This is a genomic window from Micromonospora sp. NPDC005173 (assembly GCF_040608515.1).
Lineage (GTDB): Bacteria > Actinomycetota > Actinomycetes > Mycobacteriales > Micromonosporaceae > Micromonospora.
The window spans coordinates 15,989-32,458 of sequence record NZ_JBEXIK010000065.1; the positions used below are offsets into that span (position 1 = coordinate 15,989).

The 16,470-nt window shown below is 70.0% G+C and carries 18 protein-coding genes; 12 read left to right on the forward strand and 6 right to left on the reverse strand.

Features of this window, described 5'->3' with window-relative positions:
• Positions 1–178: 178 nt before the first annotated feature.
• From ABZV00_RS35120 to ABZV00_RS35135, 4 genes are read right to left on the reverse strand one after another with little or no spacing between them, the layout of a single operon-like run.
• Entirely contained in the window at positions 179–622 is a 444-nt protein-coding gene (locus ABZV00_RS35120) for a DUF202 domain-containing protein (RefSeq protein ID WP_355614198.1), read from the reverse strand.
• Entirely contained in the window at positions 619–1,098 is a 480-nt protein-coding gene (locus tag ABZV00_RS35125; protein WP_355614201.1) for a DUF202 domain-containing protein, read from the reverse strand. The genes ABZV00_RS35120 and ABZV00_RS35125 overlap by 4 nt, the downstream gene beginning before the upstream one ends.
• Entirely contained in the window at positions 1,092–1,817 is a 726-nt protein-coding gene (locus ABZV00_RS35130) for a sulfite exporter TauE/SafE family protein (protein WP_355614204.1), read from the reverse strand. Before ABZV00_RS35130 ends, ABZV00_RS35125 begins: the two co-directional genes overlap by 7 nt.
• Positions 1,818–2,684, reverse strand: a complete 867-nt coding sequence (locus ABZV00_RS35135) for a hypothetical protein (protein WP_355614207.1) — start codon at positions 2,682–2,684, stop codon at positions 1,818–1,820.
• A gap of 124 nt (positions 2,685–2,808) precedes the next feature.
• On the opposite strand from ABZV00_RS35135, the gene ABZV00_RS35140 reads away from it, so the two are divergent.
• The 12 genes from ABZV00_RS35140 (at position 2,809) to ABZV00_RS35195 (ending at position 15,033) form a co-directional block, all read left to right on the forward strand.
• Positions 2,809–3,591: a DeoR/GlpR family DNA-binding transcription regulator gene (locus ABZV00_RS35140; protein WP_355614210.1), complete on the forward strand. Its 783-nt coding sequence runs from the start codon at positions 2,809–2,811 to the stop codon at positions 3,589–3,591.
• A 164-nt stretch (positions 3,592–3,755) separates the two neighbouring features.
• Positions 3,756–4,922, forward strand: a complete 1,167-nt coding sequence (locus tag ABZV00_RS35145; RefSeq protein ID WP_355614213.1) for a mandelate racemase/muconate lactonizing enzyme family protein — start codon at positions 3,756–3,758, stop codon at positions 4,920–4,922.
• On the forward strand, positions 4,919–6,370 hold the full coding sequence (locus tag ABZV00_RS35150) for an aldehyde dehydrogenase family protein (RefSeq protein ID WP_355614216.1): 1,452 nt from the start codon (positions 4,919–4,921) through the stop codon (positions 6,368–6,370). The genes ABZV00_RS35145 and ABZV00_RS35150 overlap by 4 nt, the downstream gene beginning before the upstream one ends.
• Positions 6,371–6,372: 2 nt before the next feature.
• Positions 6,373–7,476: a 6-phosphofructokinase gene (locus ABZV00_RS35155; RefSeq protein WP_355614219.1), complete on the forward strand. Its 1,104-nt coding sequence runs from the start codon at positions 6,373–6,375 to the stop codon at positions 7,474–7,476.
• Between the two features lie 11 nt (positions 7,477–7,487).
• Entirely contained in the window at positions 7,488–8,783 is a 1,296-nt protein-coding gene (locus ABZV00_RS35160) for a sugar ABC transporter substrate-binding protein (RefSeq protein ID WP_355614222.1), read from the forward strand.
• Between the two features lie 5 nt (positions 8,784–8,788).
• Positions 8,789–9,742, forward strand: a complete 954-nt coding sequence (locus ABZV00_RS35165; protein ID WP_355614225.1) for a sugar ABC transporter permease — start codon at positions 8,789–8,791, stop codon at positions 9,740–9,742.
• Positions 9,739–10,554, forward strand: a complete 816-nt coding sequence (locus ABZV00_RS35170; RefSeq protein WP_355614228.1) for a carbohydrate ABC transporter permease — start codon at positions 9,739–9,741, stop codon at positions 10,552–10,554. Before ABZV00_RS35165 ends, ABZV00_RS35170 begins: the two co-directional genes overlap by 4 nt.
• 5 nt (positions 10,555–10,559) lie before the next feature.
• Positions 10,560–11,549 (forward strand): alcohol dehydrogenase catalytic domain-containing protein, encoded by a 990-nt coding sequence (locus ABZV00_RS35175; protein WP_355614246.1) that lies wholly within the window; start codon positions 10,560–10,562, stop codon positions 11,547–11,549.
• Complete coding sequence (locus tag ABZV00_RS35180; protein WP_355614249.1) at positions 11,501–12,406, forward strand: 2-deoxy-5-keto-D-gluconate 6-phosphate aldolase domain-containing protein; 906 nt, start codon at positions 11,501–11,503, stop codon at positions 12,404–12,406. The genes ABZV00_RS35175 and ABZV00_RS35180 overlap by 49 nt, the downstream gene beginning before the upstream one ends.
• Positions 12,403–13,053, forward strand: a complete 651-nt coding sequence (locus ABZV00_RS35185) for a GntR family transcriptional regulator (protein ID WP_355614231.1) — start codon at positions 12,403–12,405, stop codon at positions 13,051–13,053. The genes ABZV00_RS35180 and ABZV00_RS35185 overlap by 4 nt, the downstream gene beginning before the upstream one ends.
• Positions 13,040–14,068: an alcohol dehydrogenase catalytic domain-containing protein gene (locus ABZV00_RS35190; protein WP_355614234.1), complete on the forward strand. Its 1,029-nt coding sequence runs from the start codon at positions 13,040–13,042 to the stop codon at positions 14,066–14,068. Before ABZV00_RS35185 ends, ABZV00_RS35190 begins: the two co-directional genes overlap by 14 nt.
• Positions 14,069–14,322: 254 nt before the next feature.
• Positions 14,323–15,033: a hypothetical protein gene (locus tag ABZV00_RS35195; RefSeq protein WP_355614237.1), complete on the forward strand. Its 711-nt coding sequence runs from the start codon at positions 14,323–14,325 to the stop codon at positions 15,031–15,033.
• Position 15,034: 1 nt separating this feature from the next.
• Here the strand turns inward: ABZV00_RS35195 and ABZV00_RS35200 are convergent, their stop codons facing one another.
• Together ABZV00_RS35200 and ABZV00_RS35205 are read right to left on the reverse strand one after the other, a co-directional pair.
• Positions 15,035–15,265 carry an integrase core domain-containing protein gene (locus ABZV00_RS35200; RefSeq protein WP_355614240.1) on the reverse strand — a complete coding sequence of 77 codons (231 nt, stop codon included), beginning with the start codon at positions 15,263–15,265 and terminating at the stop codon, positions 15,035–15,037.
• Between the two features lie 138 nt (positions 15,266–15,403).
• Complete coding sequence (locus tag ABZV00_RS35205) at positions 15,404–16,108, reverse strand: integrase catalytic region (protein ID WP_355614243.1); 705 nt, start codon at positions 16,106–16,108, stop codon at positions 15,404–15,406.
• Positions 16,109–16,470 lie beyond the last annotated feature (362 nt).

Sequence of the window (16,470 nt, forward strand, 5' to 3'; positions counted from 1 at the left end):
ATCCAGCCGCTTGATCACCGGCTTCGGATCCGACTTTCGATACAACCGAACGGCACGTTGCCGCAGCTCATCGGGGTATTTCTTCGGTGCTGCCACGAAAGACTCCTCCCCACGGCCATCAGACCATGATCAGAAGACTCCGTGAAACCGGGGAACCTCAGATTGACGAGAGTACGTGTCAGTGTGAAATACCCAGAACAGCGACCGCCACGCTGAGACCGCCAACTGCGGTCGCCAGGCTGACCGCCGCCAGCCAGGGACCGGGCGGGAGGGCCGAGCCCGGTTCGGCCGGGGCAGCAGAGCGCGGAAGGCGCCGTCGCAAAGCCGCCGCGGCGACGATTACGACCGCCATCGCGCTGACGACGGCGGCCAGGAAGACCCATCCGCCGAGGTGCGCCACGAGGAGACGGCCGGCGACGGCCGCCGCGACGACAAAAGACGCTGCCGTACGCCGCCACGCCAACACCGTCCGTTCCACCTGCAATCCCCGATCACTCGACGAGAAAGAACCCGGGGAGGGGTCTGAGGACGGCGAAGAGCCCGGGAAAGGCGAACAGCTCGACGAGGGCGGAGCGTCCGAGGCGTAAGAGCAGCCATGAGGCGAGGAGCCGACGTCGGTCACAAAATGAGGCCCAGGAGGACCAGGACGCCGACGAGCATGAGACCTGCACCGACCGGCACGGCCATCAGCGGTGGCGGGAGGCTTCTTCCCAATCTCAGGGCGAGTTCGGTGCGGACCCAGCCGAACCATGCCTGGGCTGGGGCGGCGGCGCCCAGCAGTATCAGCACGATCGCTGACGCCCGGCGAAACCCCGGCACGATCGGCAGGTTCACCGCCGCCAACGCCACGCCTGCGGCGAAGAGCGCCAGAGAGGTACGGATCCACGCCAGGAACGTGCGCTCATTGGCGAGGCTGAACCGTGGATCCGGGTCGCTGCCCAGACTGAAGACCCGGCGAGGCCACCGGGTCGACGCGCCCGAGGACGTCGGCTCGCCCAAACATGTGGATCCGGCAGAAGAAAGAGCGCCACGCGACGGCGTGCCTGCGCCGGTCGGGTCAGCCTGTCGACGCGGGCGGGACAACCGGCTCTTCACCACGCCACCAGCCCTTTGACGATCGCTATGACGCTTCCCGTGAGGGCGAGCGCCACCATCCACCGCCGGGTGGCCGTCTCTGGCAACCACCGCTGCAGATAGTGCCCGCCACCGATCCCTGCTAGCATCGCAGCCCCGCAGGCCAGCAGCAGCCTCCACGACAAGACCGGGGCACCCTTCGCCGCCAGGGACAGCACGTTCGTCACCAGGCCGACGAGCTGCACGGTCGGGACAAAACTTCGGTGTTCCCAGTCGGTACTCACTGCGTAGACCGCGAGCGGCGGCCCGCCCGTCCCCGCCGTCGTGTTGAAGAAACCTGACGCGAACCCCGACGCCACCGCACCACCCCGATTCCTGAGGAACGGCATGCTCTGGCCCACCGCCACCCAGGCCACGGATCCCGCCGTGATCAGGCCGATGCCGACGAGCAGGACCGGGCCCGGCAGCTCCCGGACCACCCAGACGCCCAACGGCAGGGCCAGGATCACCCCGGCGATCATCTGGACGGCCAAGCGGCGGCGCAGCGCCCGGACGGTCATGCACAGCACGATCAGGTTGATCGCCGCTGAGAGCAGGTTGGCCAGGGTCACGCCCGAGAAGGGGCCGAGGATCACGACCAGGAACGGGGCGGCGACCAGGGCGAAGCCCAGGCCGGTTGCTCGCTGCATGGTGGCGCCGAGCGCGACCGCGCCGATCGCGAGCACGTCGCCGACGGGCGCCATCTAGCGCGACACGGCGTCATCGACCACGTCGGCGAGGCGTTGCAGCCGGTCGACCGAGATCGTGCGCAGGTCGTCGGCCATGGTCGGGCTGCCGACCACCGAGGCCCAGACCGCGCGGCCGGCGAGGAAGCCCGAGGCCCCGGCCTGGCAGGCGAGTCGCACGGCTTCGGGAAAAACCTCCGCGGGTACGCCGGAGGACAGCACCACCCATGGGCTGCTGATGACTGACGACAACGAGGCGCACCCGGCAGTGATCTCGTCCGGGCTGCCCTTGCCGTGGGTTGGCACCTCCGACTTGTAGAGGTCGGCGCCGAGGGCGCCCAGCTCGCGGGCCGCCGCATGGATTCCCGCTTCGTGGTCGTACGCGCCGCCGTCGCGGGGGCCACGGGATACCGGTTCGATGATGCTGACCAGCCCGGCCTCGCGGCAGCGGGCGACGAAGTCGGTCACCATGGTGATCCGGGGCTCCGGCGACTCATCCGGCCGGTAGAGCACGAGCAGCTTGAGGGCCTTCGCGCCCTCCTTTCGTACGATCGCGGGGTCGACCTCGGGGTCGATCGCCACGTCCGCGACGAACTCGGTTGCGCTCGGGGTGAACGCGTCGGCCGCCGCGATCAGGGCGCAGGATGGGTCGACGGCGTTGTCCGCGATCACCGCATCCCAGCCGAACTGCTTGTCGACGAGGATCGCGGACGCGTACGGGGTCAGCGCGCGTGCCGCGTCCACCTTGAACGCGGTCAGCTGCGCGTCGGTCACCGGCTCCGGCTGGTGTGCGGCGAACATGGCCCGCAGTGCCTCGCGCTGATCGACAGCGAGCATGGCGTAGCCGCCCGAGGGGCGGGCGAGGATCGAGGGGTCGACGGTCACTGTTCCTCCAGCGCGAGAGCGGCCGGTCCGTCGCCGAGGTCGGCGACGTCGAGACGCTGAGATCAAAGGATGTTTGAAAAGTAACATCTGTTGGTGGCTGAAGAACAGGGACTAAACTGCGGACGTGTCAGTGGAAGCCATGCGCTACGACGGCGCCCCGCAGCGGCGGACGCACATCATGGCCGCGCTGCGCCGGGCCGGCTTTCTCTCGGTCGCCGACATCAGCGCCCAGCTCGGCGTCTCGCAGATGACGATCCGCCGCGACCTGCGGCGGCTCGCCGAGAGTGGCGAGGTGCTGCTGGTTCATGGTGGCGTCAGTCTTCCGCCGGGCGGAGTCGGGGGGCCGGGGTACGCGTCCCGCGCGCTCAGCCACGCCGGCGCCAAGCTGGCGATCGGTGCCGCGGCGGCCCGCCTGGTCCAGCCGGGCGACACGATCGGCGTCGACAGCGGCACGACCGCAGCCGAGGTGGCCCACGCACTGCCCGAGGACTTCGACGGCTGCGTGATCACCCACTCCGTCCCTGTCCTTGCCCACATGCTGTCCCGGCCCAGGTCAAGGGTCATCGGGATCGGCGGCGAGCTGCTGCACGACAATCAGGCGATGGTTGGTTTCGCCGCGCTGGATCTCGTCAAGCGCATGCGGGTGCGCCTGCTGTTCCTCGGCGCGAGCGCGGTCGACGAGCGGGGTGCCTACGTGCGCTCCGAGGTCGAGCTGAGCGCCAAGCACGCCCTCATGGACATCGCCGACGAGGTCGTGTTGCTCGCCGACGCGAGCAAGCTGACGGCCACCGGTCCGGTCAAGGTATGCGGCTTCGACCGCATCGACACCCTGGTCGTGGACGGTCCGCTGCCCGCCGCGGTAGCCGCAGCCGTACGCCGCACCGGCACCCGTATCCTGACCGCCTAGCCCGGCAAACCGCCCGAAGTCGGTACCCAGACGCCCCCCTTCGAGGCATCAGTAACCCTTGCCGGAGACGGACTCGCCGCCTTTTCTTTGTTTCGGGCTCTTGACGTCCCGGTGACATGCGTTCAACACTGCATGCAGATAGCGTCGACAGCGAGAGAAGGCACATGGACCTCAAGGCCGCACCCTCAGCCGCGGAGACCCGCGTGGTCACGCTGCCGGATGCCGCGGTGGCGGCGGTGCGGTGCCGGGTCTTCCGGGCGCGCCCCACCGAGCCGATCGCCATGTCCTTCGCGCCGCTCACCCACCGCGTGATGGTCCTGATCGAGGTCGAGCTCGCCGACGGTTCGGTCGGCGTCGGCGAGAGCTGGGCCAACTACCCGTCCTGGGCGTGGCGCGAGCGGATCGCCACGATTCAAGACGGCATCGCCCCGCTCATGAAGGGCCGCAGCTTTCCCAACCCGGCCACCGCCCAGCGCGCCCTGCTCGCGAAGCTGGCGCCACTGGGCCGCCAGTGGGGTGCACCTGGCCCGGTCCACCAGGCGATCAGCGGCGTCGACATGGCCCTGTGGGACCTCGCCGCCCGCCACGCCGGCACCAGTCTGGCCCGGCTGCTCAGCCCGAGCCCGCGCACGGAGCTGCCGGTGTACGGCTCCAGCCTCGGACCCACCGGGGTCGCCGAGATCGCCGAACGCTGCGCCGCGCTCGGGCTCACCGCCGTCAAGGTCAAGGTCGGCTTCGGCGCGGACACCGACCTCGCCAACGTCGGGACCGCCCGGCGGATCCTTGGCGACGACGCGCAGATCTTCGCCGACGCCAACCAGGCCTGGCGGCTGACCGAAGCGCTCGAGATCGTCCCCGCCCTGGCCGATCTCGGCGTCGCGTGGGTCGAGGAGCCGCTCTCCGGCGACCGCCCGTCCGAGCTGGCCGAGCTGACCCGCCGCACCGGGATGCCGCTGGCCACCGGGGAGAACCTCTACGGCGCCGCGGCCTTCACGCCGTACCTGGAAGCGGTCGAGATCCTGCAGCCCGACCTCGGCAAAGCCGGCGGCGTCACCGAGTACCTGGCCGTGCTCGCGGCCGCAGCAGCAGCCGGGCGGACCGTCAACCCGCACCTCTACAACGGCGCGGTCGCCACCGCCGCGACCGTCCAGGCCGGCGCGATCTCGTCCGCGACCCGGCTCATCGAGTGGGACATCCGCTCCAACCCGCTGCGGCAGGCCGCCGACGGCCTGCTCACCGCCCACGGCACGGTCCGCGTGCCGGACGGGCCGGGATTCGGCATCGATCTCGACCAGGACCAGCTCGACGCGTACGAGGAGCAGCTAACGTGACCGACCCCATTGTCAACGACATCCTCTCGGCCGCCACCGCCGTGCGCGTGACCGGCCGGACGGCGGGCGGACCGCGCCTCGCGGTGCTCGACCCGGCCACCGGCGAGCCGTTCACCGAGGTCAGCACGGGTAACGGCGCCGACGCGGAGGCCGCGCTCGGTCTCGCGCAGCAGGCCCTGCCGGTCTGGGCGGGCACGCCGCAGGCTGCGCGGTCGGCGGCGCTGCGGGCCATCGCCGCAGACGTCGAGGCGCTCGCCAAGGAGCCCGAGTGGCCCGCGCTGATCACCCGGGAGAGCGGCAAGCGGCTCGCCGAGTCGGCGGCCGAGCTGGGGCTGACGGTCGCCTACTTCCGGATCATGGCCGACCTGCTGGATCGGCAGGAGGCCGAGCAGCTGTCCGTCGTACCCGGGATCAATCACCGGGTGACGACGCGGCCCGCCGGTGTCGCCGCGGTCCTGACTCCCTGGAACTTCCCGGTCTCCATCCCCGCTCGCAAGATCGCGCCGGCGCTGGCGGCGGGATGCCCGGTGCTGTTCAAGCCCTCCGAGCTGACGCCGCTGTCGTCGATGGTGCTGGCCGCGGTCGTCGAACGGCACGTGCCCGAGGGGGTCCTGTCGACGGTGCTCGGCACACCCGCCGACGTCGTCGACCCGTGGCTCTCCGCCAAGAGTGTCGGCGTCGTGTCGTTCACCGGGTCGACCCGGGTGGGGCGGCTGGTCGCCGCGGCCACGGCGCCGCGCTTCCTGCGTACGGTGATGGAGCTCGGTGGTTGCGGACCTTTCCTCGTGCTGCCTGATGCGGATCCGCAGGCAGCCGCGCAGACGCTGCTGGTGGCGAAGTACCGCAACAACGGCCAGTCCTGTATCGCCGCGAACCAGGTCCTCGTGGCCCGCGAGGTGGCGGCCGAGTTCACCGAGGCGTTCATCGCGGCGACCGAGAAGATTGTCGTCGGCGACCCCACGGATCCGGCCACCGACCTCGGCCCCCTCGCGCCGGCCTCGGACCCGGCCCGGATGGCCTCGCTCGTCGAGGAAGCGGTGAGTAAGGGCGCGAGGAAGGTCACGAGTGGAGCCGTCCCGGAGAAGGGCCACTTCGCCCCGGCGACCGTGCTGCTGGACGCTCCCGTCGACAGCCGGGTGATGACCGATGAGATCTTCGGGCCGATCGCGCCGATCCACGTCTACGACGACCTCAACGACGCGCTGGCCCTGCACCACGCCACCGGGTACGGCCTGGCCGGCTACGTCTGCGGCGCAGACCTCGACCGCGCCCACGCCGTCGCCGACCACCTCTCCGCCGGGATCGTCGGCATCAACACCGGAACCCCGAACACGCCGTGGATCCCGTTCGGCGGCGTGCAGGACTCGGGGCTCGGGTACGAGGGCGGCCGCCCTGGCCTGGAGGCGTTCCAGACCTTTCTGTCCGTCGGCTCGAAGGCGCAGGGGTAGTGATGCGTCTCCTCATCGGACAGACCGGCGCACCGACCAGCGTCGTCAACGCCAGCCTCCGCGGCTTCCTCGAGGCGGCGGCTGATCACGACGTGCTGGCGCTGCGGGGCGGCCCGGACGGCCTGGTCGAGGGTCGACTCACCCCGGTCACCGCCGCCGACGTGCCGGCCGCCGCGACCCTGCACGGCGGATCCTGGCTCGGCGCCGGGCGGCGGGCGGTTACCGCGGCGGACCTGGACACCGCACTCGACGTCCTGGCCGCCAACGGCGTCGAAGGCCTCGCGCTGATCGGCGGCAACGGGACGATGGCGCTGCTCGACGCCCTCGCGAACCGGGCCGCCGCGACCGGGCGTGAGCTGAGCGTCGTCGGTATCCCGAAGACCGTGGACAACGACCTGGTCGGCATCGACCACTCTCCCGGGTACGGCTCCGCCGCGCGCTACCTCACGAAGGTCGTCCCGGACCTGGCCCGCGACCACGAGGCGATGTCCAGCATCGAGCCGGTCCGCATCGTGGAGACCCTCGGCCGCTCGGTGGGTTGGCTGGCCCTCGCCGCGACCTGGCACCGCGACGATCCGGGGTACGCGCCGCACCTGGTCCTGATCCCGGAGCTCACCTTCGACCGGGCGGCGTTCCTCACCGCCGTGCAGGATGCCCTGCACGCGCACGGGCGGGCGTTCGTGGTCGTCAGCGAAGGCGCGGCGAGCGAGCTGACCGACCAGCCGTTCGAGGCTGTCAACCACACCCGGATCATCCTCGGCGGCGTCTCCAGGGCGCTCGCCGGGCTGGTGAGCACCGAGCTGGGTGTCGCCGCCCGCGGCGAGGTGCTCGGCATGGCCCAGCGCAGCAGCGGCGCCCTCGCCAGCGACGTCGACCGGGCGGAGGCGGCGGAGGCAGGGCGACACGCGGCAAAGCTGCTGGCCGACCGCTCCACAGCACTGATGGTCGGCCTGCACCGCAGCGCCGACGAGACCCGATACGACCCGGTGCCGCTCGCGGAGGTGGCCGGCCGTACCCGGCCCGTACCCCCGCAGTGGCGCAGCACCAATCCCGCCGACCTCGGCGACTTCCACGACTGGCTCTCCCCCCTCCTCGGTCAGAACTGAAAGGCATACAGATGCGGCACAAGATCGTGAGCGCCGGGTTCGCCCTGGCCCTCGTCGGCGGGCTCGCCGCCGGCTGCGGTGGTGGAAACTCGGGCGGCAGCGCAAACGAGATCACCCTCGTCATGTCCAACCACCCGTGGCAGAAGGCCATCGAGCCGCTGATCCCCGACTTCGAGAAGGCCTCGGGCGTCACGGTAAAGGTGCAGACCTTCGCCGAGCAGCAGGCCCGCGACAAGATCTCGCTGAACCTGCAGTCGCGCAGCTCCTCCATGGATGTCTTCATGACGCTGCCGTCGCGCGAAGGCCCGCAGTTCAGCAACGCCGGCTCCTACACTCCGCTCGACGACTACATGAGCAAGTCCGCCGCTTACGACGCCGCCGACTTCCCGACCGCGGTCAAGACCGGCATGACGATTCAGGGCAAGATGATCGCCGCGCCCGTGAACGTTGAGGGTGTCGTCCTCTACTACCGGACGGACCTGTTCAAGCAGTACGGCATCACGTTGCCGAAGACCCTCGACGAGCTGCCCACGGTCGCCGCCGCGATCAAGCAGAAGTCCGGTGGCAAGGTCACCCCGATCGCGCTGCGCGGCCAGTCCGCCGCCCTGCCGTTCACCTTCGGCCCGTTCCTGCACTCCCAGGGCCTGGAGTGGACCAAGCCGGACGGCACCCCGAACTTCGACGCGCCCGGCGCCGCTGACGTGATCAACCGGTACGCGACCCTCGCCAAGGATTACGGCCCGCCCGGCGTGGTCAACAACACCTTCACCCAGTCCTCGGCGCTCTTCGCGGCCGGCAACGCGGCGATGGAGTTGGAGTCCAGCAACGAGATCAGCAGCATCAACGACCCGAAGACCTCGAAGGTGGTCGGCAAGATCGGCGTGCTGGACTTCCCGGCCGGCTCGGCGGGCTCGAAGTCGACCGTCCTGAACTGGGGCATCGCGATGTCCTCGTACTCGAAGCACAAGGACGCGGCCTGGAAGTTCATCGAGTGGGCGACCGGCAAGGCCACCCAGCTCAAGCTGACCACGGGCGGCATCGCGCCGCCGCGGACCTCGGTCGCGCAGGACAAGACGTACACGGACACGCTGAACACCGACACGCTGAAGGAGTGGAGCAAGGCCCTGGCCAACGTACAGACGAACGGCTCCACCGAGGTCGGCCCGGTCGGTGTCGCCGCCCCCGAGATGCGCAAGGTCGTCGGGGACGCGGTCGGCAAGGTGATCCTCGGCCAGTCGGACGCCACGGCCGCGGCCAAGGAGATCCAGGACGGCCTGACCCCGCTGCTGGCGAAGAACGCCGGATAAGTCCGATGAGCGACCTGTTGACGAAGCGGCCCGCCGCCTCCGGTTCCGCCAGCGCGGAGCCGGGGGCGGGGGCCCGGCCCCCGCGACGCCGCCGGGTCGACCCGACGGCCCGGGGCGTATGGCCGTTCGCGCTGCCGGCCGTGCTGGTCACGGCCGTGCTCGTGCTGGTGCCGATCGCGTACACGATCTGGCTCTCCGTCAGTGACCGGCAGTCCGACGGGACGAACTCGGGGTTCCTCGGGTTCGCCAACTACGCCGAGATGTTCGGCAACCCGCAGTTCTGGAACTCGCTGAAGGTCACGCTCTTCCTCTTCGTGGTCTGCCTGCTGGTGGAGACCGTCCTCGGGCTGGCACTGGGCTACGTGATGAGCCTCGACGTGCCCGGCCGGCGGATCTTCCAGGGCATGATGCTGATCCCGGCGATCACCGCGTCCGTCGCGGTCGGCCTGGTCTGGCTGCTGATCATGGACCCGTCGCTCGGCGCGGCCAACCAGATCCTCGCCAAGGTCGGCATCGACCCGGTGGTGTGGCTCGGCAACCCGGACATCGCACCCTGGTCCATCGCCCTGGTCGACATCTGGCAGTGGACGCCATTCATGGCGCTGATCATCTCGGCCGGGATCCGGTCGCTGCCCGAAGAGCCGTTCGAAGCCGCAGCCCTGGACGGGGCGAGCGGCTGGCGTACGGCCTGGAACATCGGCCTCCCGCTACTGCGTCCGGTGCTCACCGTGGCGATGCTGCTGCGCACGGTCGACCTCGTGCGCTTCTTCGACACGATCTACATCATGACCCAGGGGGGTCCGGTGAACTCCACGAACACCCTCAACGTGTACGGCTACAACGCCGGCTTCGTCGACAACGAGCCGAGCTACGCGGCCACCCTGCAGATCGCCCTGCTCGCCCTGGTCATCGTGATCGCCGGCGTGTTCACCTGGTTCCGGCAGCGGGCCTCGCGATGACCAAGCGGCTCAGCGGCGTGTACGCCGCATACCTCGCCTTCGCGATCATCTTCTTCGGCCCGGTGCTCTTCATGCTCTGGTCGTCGCTGCGCAACAACGTCGACATCACCGGCTCGCTGTTCAACATCGCGTCGCCCCTGACGCTGGAGAACTTCACCAACCTCTTCGCGCGCTTCGAGTTCGGCCGCTACATCGCCAACAGCTTCATCGTGGCCGGCGGGTCGACGATCCTCGGGCTCGTCCTCGGCGCGCCGGCCTCGTACGTGATCGTGCGCCGCAAGCTGGCCGCGCTGGGCTTCGTCACGCTGCTGGCCCGCATGGCGCCCGGCGTGCTGTTCGTGCTGCCGCTCTTCGTGCTCTCGATCCGCATCGGCGGCCCGGACAACGTGGCACTCAACTACACGCTGCTGATCGTCGCGCACCTGATCATCACGCTGCCGCTGTGCATCTGGCTGCTGGTGCCGTTCTTCGAGGAGATCCCGATCAGCATCGAGGAGTCGACGCTGATCGACGGCGCGAACGCCTGGCAGCGGTTCCGCCTTATCGCGCTGCCACTGGCCCTGCCCGGGCTGTCGGTCGCGCTGACGCTCAGCTTCATCTTCAGCTGGAACTACTTCCTCTTCGCGCTGGCCCTGGCCAACGAGCGGACGCTGCCGCTGACTGTCATCGCGTTCAACTTCATCGGCCAGGGATCCAACGATTTCGGCGGCCTGATGGCCGCGAGCACGCTCATCTCCGCGCCCGCCCTGCTGCTGACGATCTTTGCGCAGCGCTGGCTGGTCCGCGGCATCACCGGAGGAGCCGTCAAGTGACGTCCATGCGAGCCCGCTTCCAGGGCAACGCCGAGATCAGGTTCGAGAAGGTCACGCTCGGCGACGTCGCCGAGGGCGACGTGCGCCTGCGGGTCGACGTCTGCGCGCTCTGCGGGTCGGACAAGCGGCTGCTGCACAGCGGCTCGGCCGTCGTTCCGGGCCACGAGATCGGGGGCACCGTCGTCGGCGGTGCGCTGCCCGAGGGCACCCGCGGCATCGTCTACATCCCGGTTTTCTGCGGTACGTGCGTGCGCTGCGCCGCCGGCCGCACGAACCAGTGCCTGAACCTGTCGCAGCTGATCGGCTGGCAGCGCGACGGCGGTTTCGCCGAGCACGTGGACGTCCCGGCGCGTTGCGTCCTGCCGGTGCCGGACGACATCCCGCTGTCGGTCGCGGTCCTCGGGCTCGACACGGTCGGCACTGCCGCGCACGCCCTTCGGCTGGCGCTGCGGACCCAGGACTCGGTGGACCGCACGCTGGTCGTCGGCGCCGGGCCACTCGGCCTCGGGGTCGTCGCGGTCGCCCAGGCCATGGGGATCGCCGTGGACGCCTTCGACCCCAATCCCACTCGCCTCGAGGCCGCGACGACACTCAGCGCCACGCCCGCCGGTGACCTGTCCGCCGAGAACCAGTACGACATGGTCATCGAGGTCAGCGGCGCGAACGCGGCCCGGGAGACGGCGCAGCGGGTGGTCCGGCCCGGCGGCACGGTCGTCGCGCTCGGCGAGTCGAACGAGCCGTACACCATGCCCGCGACGCCACGCTGGCGGCGCACCGACTGCTACACCGTCCGGTCCTTCTACTTCCCCGTGAACGAGGTCGACGCGAACTGGGACCTGCTGCGCGTCATGGGTGCGTCGCTGCGCGACCTCATCGTCAAGCCCCTCACCCTGCCCGAGCTGCCCGAGGCGTTCGCCCGCTTCGTGGCCGGCGACTACGTCAAGCCCTGCATCGTGTCGGCGGACGCCCATCTCGTGTCGGAGGTAACCCGATGAGCCTGTTGATCCTCGCCGTCGACCAGCGTCCCTGGCTCACCCAGGCCCTGTACGGCCATACCGCCACCGCCCTGCCGGCCGAGCGCGCGGCGATGACCGACGGCAAGCACATGGTGCTCGAAGGACTGCTCGCCGCCCTCGAATCCGAGCCCGACCTGGCCGCGCACGCCGGGATCCTGGTCGACGAACAGCTCGGTGCGGGCGTCCCCGAGCGGGCCCGCGCACACCACGTGACGCTCAGCATGCCGCTCGAGCGCGGCGGTTGCGCGGTCTACGAGACCGAGCCCGCCGACCTGGACGCCTACCTGGCCCACTTCCGGCCCGAGCTCCCCAAGGTGCTGGTCCGCTACAACGTCGAGGGGTCGGCGTCGGACAATCGCGACCAGCGGTCCCGGCTGGCCAAGGTCTCGCAGGCGGTCCGGGACTCCGGCGGCCGGTTCCTCTTCGAGCTGCTCGTGCCGCCGACGCCCGAGCAGCGGAACATCCCGGGAGAGGTTTTCGACACCGAGGTGCGGCCCGGGCTCATCCACCGGGCGATGACGGAGATCGTCGAGGAGGTGCCCGTCGACGTCTGGAAGCTGGAGCACCTCGGCGCGCCGGAGCACTACCGGACGGCCGCCGACCTCGCCGCTCAGACCGGCGGCGAATGCATCCTGCTCGGCGCGAACGCCCCGCGAGCCACAGTGGACGGCTGGCTCACCGACGCCGCCGCCAACGGGTTCACCGGCTTCGCCATCGGCCGTAGCATCTGGTGGGACTCGCTGCGCGGACTCCTGGCCGGCGACCTGACGCGGCCCGAGGCGATCGCCGCGGTTGCCGCCAACTACCGCCACTTCGCAGGGACGTTCCTCCAGTGACCAGTTCTCTTCACGCCGACCCGCAGCGCGTCGGTGAAGTGCTCTACAAGACCCTGCGCGACCGCATCATCTCCGGTGAGCTGCGGCCGGGCGCGCGGCTGAGCGTCCCGGCCCTCGCCGAGGAGTTCCACGTCAGCCGCAGCCCGGTCCGCGACGCGGTGATCCGCCTGGTCCAGGAGGACCTGGTCGCCGAGACGATGAATCGCGGCGCGGAGGTGGCACGCATCTCCCGTGCCGAACTGGTCAGCCTGTACGAGGCCCGCGAGGTCCTCGAAGGAGCTGTGGCCCGGCTGGCGACGGAGAAGTACCACGCCTCGCTGCGGCGCAGCCTGCTCGCGCTGCTCACCGAGCACCGTACGGTCGCGGAGCAGGCCGACTTCTCCCGCCACATCGAACTAGACGCGGCGTTCCACCGGGAGATCCGGCAGGCGGCGCAGAGCCCGGTGCTGGCCCGGATGCTCGACGGCGTCCAGAGCCGGGTCCTGGTGGCGATGCGCTCCACCAGCCTGACCGGCGGCATGGTCCAGGCCGTCCGCGACCACCAGGCCATCTTCGAGGCCATCGGCTCCGGCGACGCGGAAGCCGCCGAGGAGGCCGCCCGGGCGCACATCCGCCGACTGAAGGAGTTGCTCCGTGCTGCTGACTGAGGCCCGCTTCTTCGGCACCGGCGACGTGCGGCTGCTCAAGTCCGAGCCGGCGCCGCTCGGCCCGGGCGAGGTGGCGATCGCACCCCTCGCGGTCGGCATCTGCGGCACCGACAGCCACATCGTCGCCGGCAGCTTCACCGCCGCGCCACAGGTCGTGCTCGGCCACGAGGTCTGCGGCCGGATCACCGAAGTGGGCGCGGCGGTCGACGGGCTCACGATCGGCGACCTGGTCACCGTCGAACCGCACGACTACTGCACCCGGTGTACGTACTGCCGCCTCGGCCAGGAACACCTCTGCGACAACAAGCGGGGGTACGGTGTGAAGCTCGACGGCGGCATGACCGAGCGGATGGTGGTGCCGGCGCGGATCGTGTACCGGCTGCCGGACGCAACGCCGCCGTGGATCGGGGCGCTGACCGAACCGCTCGCCTGCTGCCTGCACGGAATGGACCAGCTGAACCCGCGTTCGGGGCTGCCGATCCTCATCTTCGGCGCCGGACCGGCCGGGGCGATCATGGTCGCCCTCGCCAAGGCCCGCGGGCTCGCACCGGTCGTGGTGCTGGATCCGCGCGCCGACCGGCGGGAGGCCGCCCTGCGGATGGGCGCGGACGCCGCCCTCGACCCGGCGTCGCTGGACGAGGCCACTGCGCTGACCGACGGGCTCGGTTTCCCGCACGTGATCGACGCGGTCGGCTCCGGCCGGATCCTGGAATCGGCGATCACCGTGTCGTCGCGCGGCGGCCGGATCCTCATCTTCGGGGTGGCACGGCCCGACGACGAGGCCCGGGTACGACCCAACGAAATCTTCGCGCGGGAACTGACGCTGGTCGGTGCGGTGATCAACCCGTACACGCACCACCGCGCGGTGCAAATGCTGCCTGCCCTGGGCCTGGACCGGCTGCGGCCGGCCTTCTACGGCCTGGACCAGCTACCGGAGGCCCTCGAAGCGCAGCGGAAAGGCACGGCCGACAAGGTGTTCATCGCCCCGCACGGCATCGCCGCCGCACGGGGCTGACGATTTCCGCTGTGACAATCGACGATGGCCGGGCACACCTCGACTGCGGCGTCAACGTTCACGTCACCTCCGACGGGCCGGCATTCGTCCGGCTCGACGGCTGCGACCGGACGGTGTCGGGCGGGTGAAGCAGGGCTGGACGGTTGCCCCTGCCGAGAACCCCATCCTCCCTGGTGGGGGTGGCAATCTTGGCGCCAGTTGCGGTGCGCTGGACTCTCACGCAGTCCGTGATCGCCGCAGCATGACGGTCCGCTGTGCTGCGACTGGCCTACCTGGGCGTGACGAACGCGTTCGCGGTACTGCGCCTGCTACCGATGAGCAATCGGGACAAGGATATGGAGATCCTTGCCCTGCGCCATCAGATCAGCGTGCTGGAGCGCCAGCTGGGCGAGGAGAGGGTGCAGTTCGACGCGAGTGATCGGGCGTTGCTGGCGGCGCTGCTACACCGGCTGCCGTTGGACGTGCTGCGCAAGGTGCGGCTGCTGGTGCGCCCCGACACGGTGCTGCGCTGGCATCGCAACCTGGTCGCCCGTCGTCACGCAGACGCGTCCCGGTCCAAGCGCCCGGGCCGGCCGCGGACCCTGCGTTGCGTCCGCGCCCTGGTGCTGCGCCTGGCGCAGGAAAATCCCAGCTGGGGGTACCGACGGCTGCACGGCGATCTGCTGGTTCTGGGGGTGAAGGTGGCCGCGTCCACCGTATGGGAGATCTTGAAGAAGGCCGGGATCGATCCGGCGCCCGAGCGGGCCATCAGCACCTGGGCAGACTTCCTGCGCTCCCAGGCCGACGCCCTGCTGGCATGCGACTTCCTGGAGACGGTCACCCTGACCGGAGCGCGGATGTACGTGCTCGCGGTTATCGAGCAAGCCAGTCGCCGGATCGGCGATCCTGGGCGCCACCGGGCACCCGACCGCCTGTACGGTGCCAAAACTCGGTGTCAGGCTTGTGAGCTGCGAATTTGCGAGTAGCTCAAGCTGCCCGGTGATACTCGTTGATCACGCCGCCCAGGACGCGGCGCTGCCGGATCGGCTTGTCGATCGCGACGACCACACCGGGGTCGTAGTCGGGTGGATGCTGATCCAGGCTCTGGTGCGGCCGGTGCCGGTCGAAGTGGTCCTCATGGTCGCGTAACACGGTACGGGCGTGACGTTCGTTGTAGATCAATACCCGGTCGGTGCACTCGGCCCGGACACTGCGCACGAAGCGTTCCGCGAACGCGTTCGCCCCGGGGCGTGCGTGGCGGAGTCTTCACCACGTCGATGCCTTCGGCGGCGAACACCGTGTCGAACGGCGCGGTGAACTTGGCGTCGCGGTCGCGGATCAGGAACCGGAACCGTGTCATACGGTCACCGAGGTCCAGCACCAGGTTGCGGGGCCTGCTGGGTAGTCCAGGCGGCGGTCGGGTGGGCGGTGATGCCCGAGGATGTGCACCCGTCGGGTCGTGATCTCCATGACGAACAGCACATACAACCGCCGCAGCGTGACGGTGTCGATGTGGAAGTAGTCGCCTCGCCAGCAGGCCGGACGCCTGCGCGCGCAGGAACGTCCTGCAATTGGTGTCGACTCGTGTGGGGAAGGACCGCGCTTCGAGTTGGCGAGGATGCGACGGATGGTGCCAGCGCCGACCCGATGGCCGAGTCCGACGAGTTCGCCTTGGATGCGCCGGTGCCCCCAGCCGGGATTTTTTCTGGCCAGGCGCAGGATCAGGTCTCGGAGGTCGTCGCTGATCGGTGGTCGTCCGGGCCGGTTCGGGTAGGTCCAGTGCCGGTGGATCAGCCGGCGGTGCCAGGCCAGCAGGGTGGCGGAGGTAACGACCCGATGCCTCCAGAGTTCCCGCGGCAGGGCCCGGACCAGCGCGGACAACACCGCCCGCTCCGGCCACGGCAGGCGCGGCCGACCGACCTGACGGCGTAGCACCGCCACCTCGTGGCGCAGCACCAGCAACTCTGCGACCAGCGCGGACTCGCTGCGCGTGGCCAGCGGCAACCAGCCGAACATCCGCACCGCACTCAGGTACAGCAGCCGAACCAACACGCCTGCCATCCTGCGTCATTGTCGCGAAACAGCAGCTCACACCCTGCGCGACGAGTTTTGGCACGGTACAGGCCGCTTCGCGTGCGTCACTGAGCGGATCAGAGCGCGAACGCGGTCAGCGTCCTGTCGAGCCAGGCGATCAGCCCGGCGCGATAGTGGGGCCGGCCGTGTTGGGGGCCACCGCACTCCGGATTCGATGATCGACGCGGCGACTAACCTCGGTCTTTCATGAGTGATTGATCTTGGTGTTGTGGGTGCGGCTGGCGGTGTTTCTGTCGGTAGGCATGGTGTGGGCCCGACGCGTGGCCGGGTTCCTCGAAGCTGTTGCAGGGGCGGGATTCTGGTTCAGGAAAGCGGTCGGGGCAGGCTGG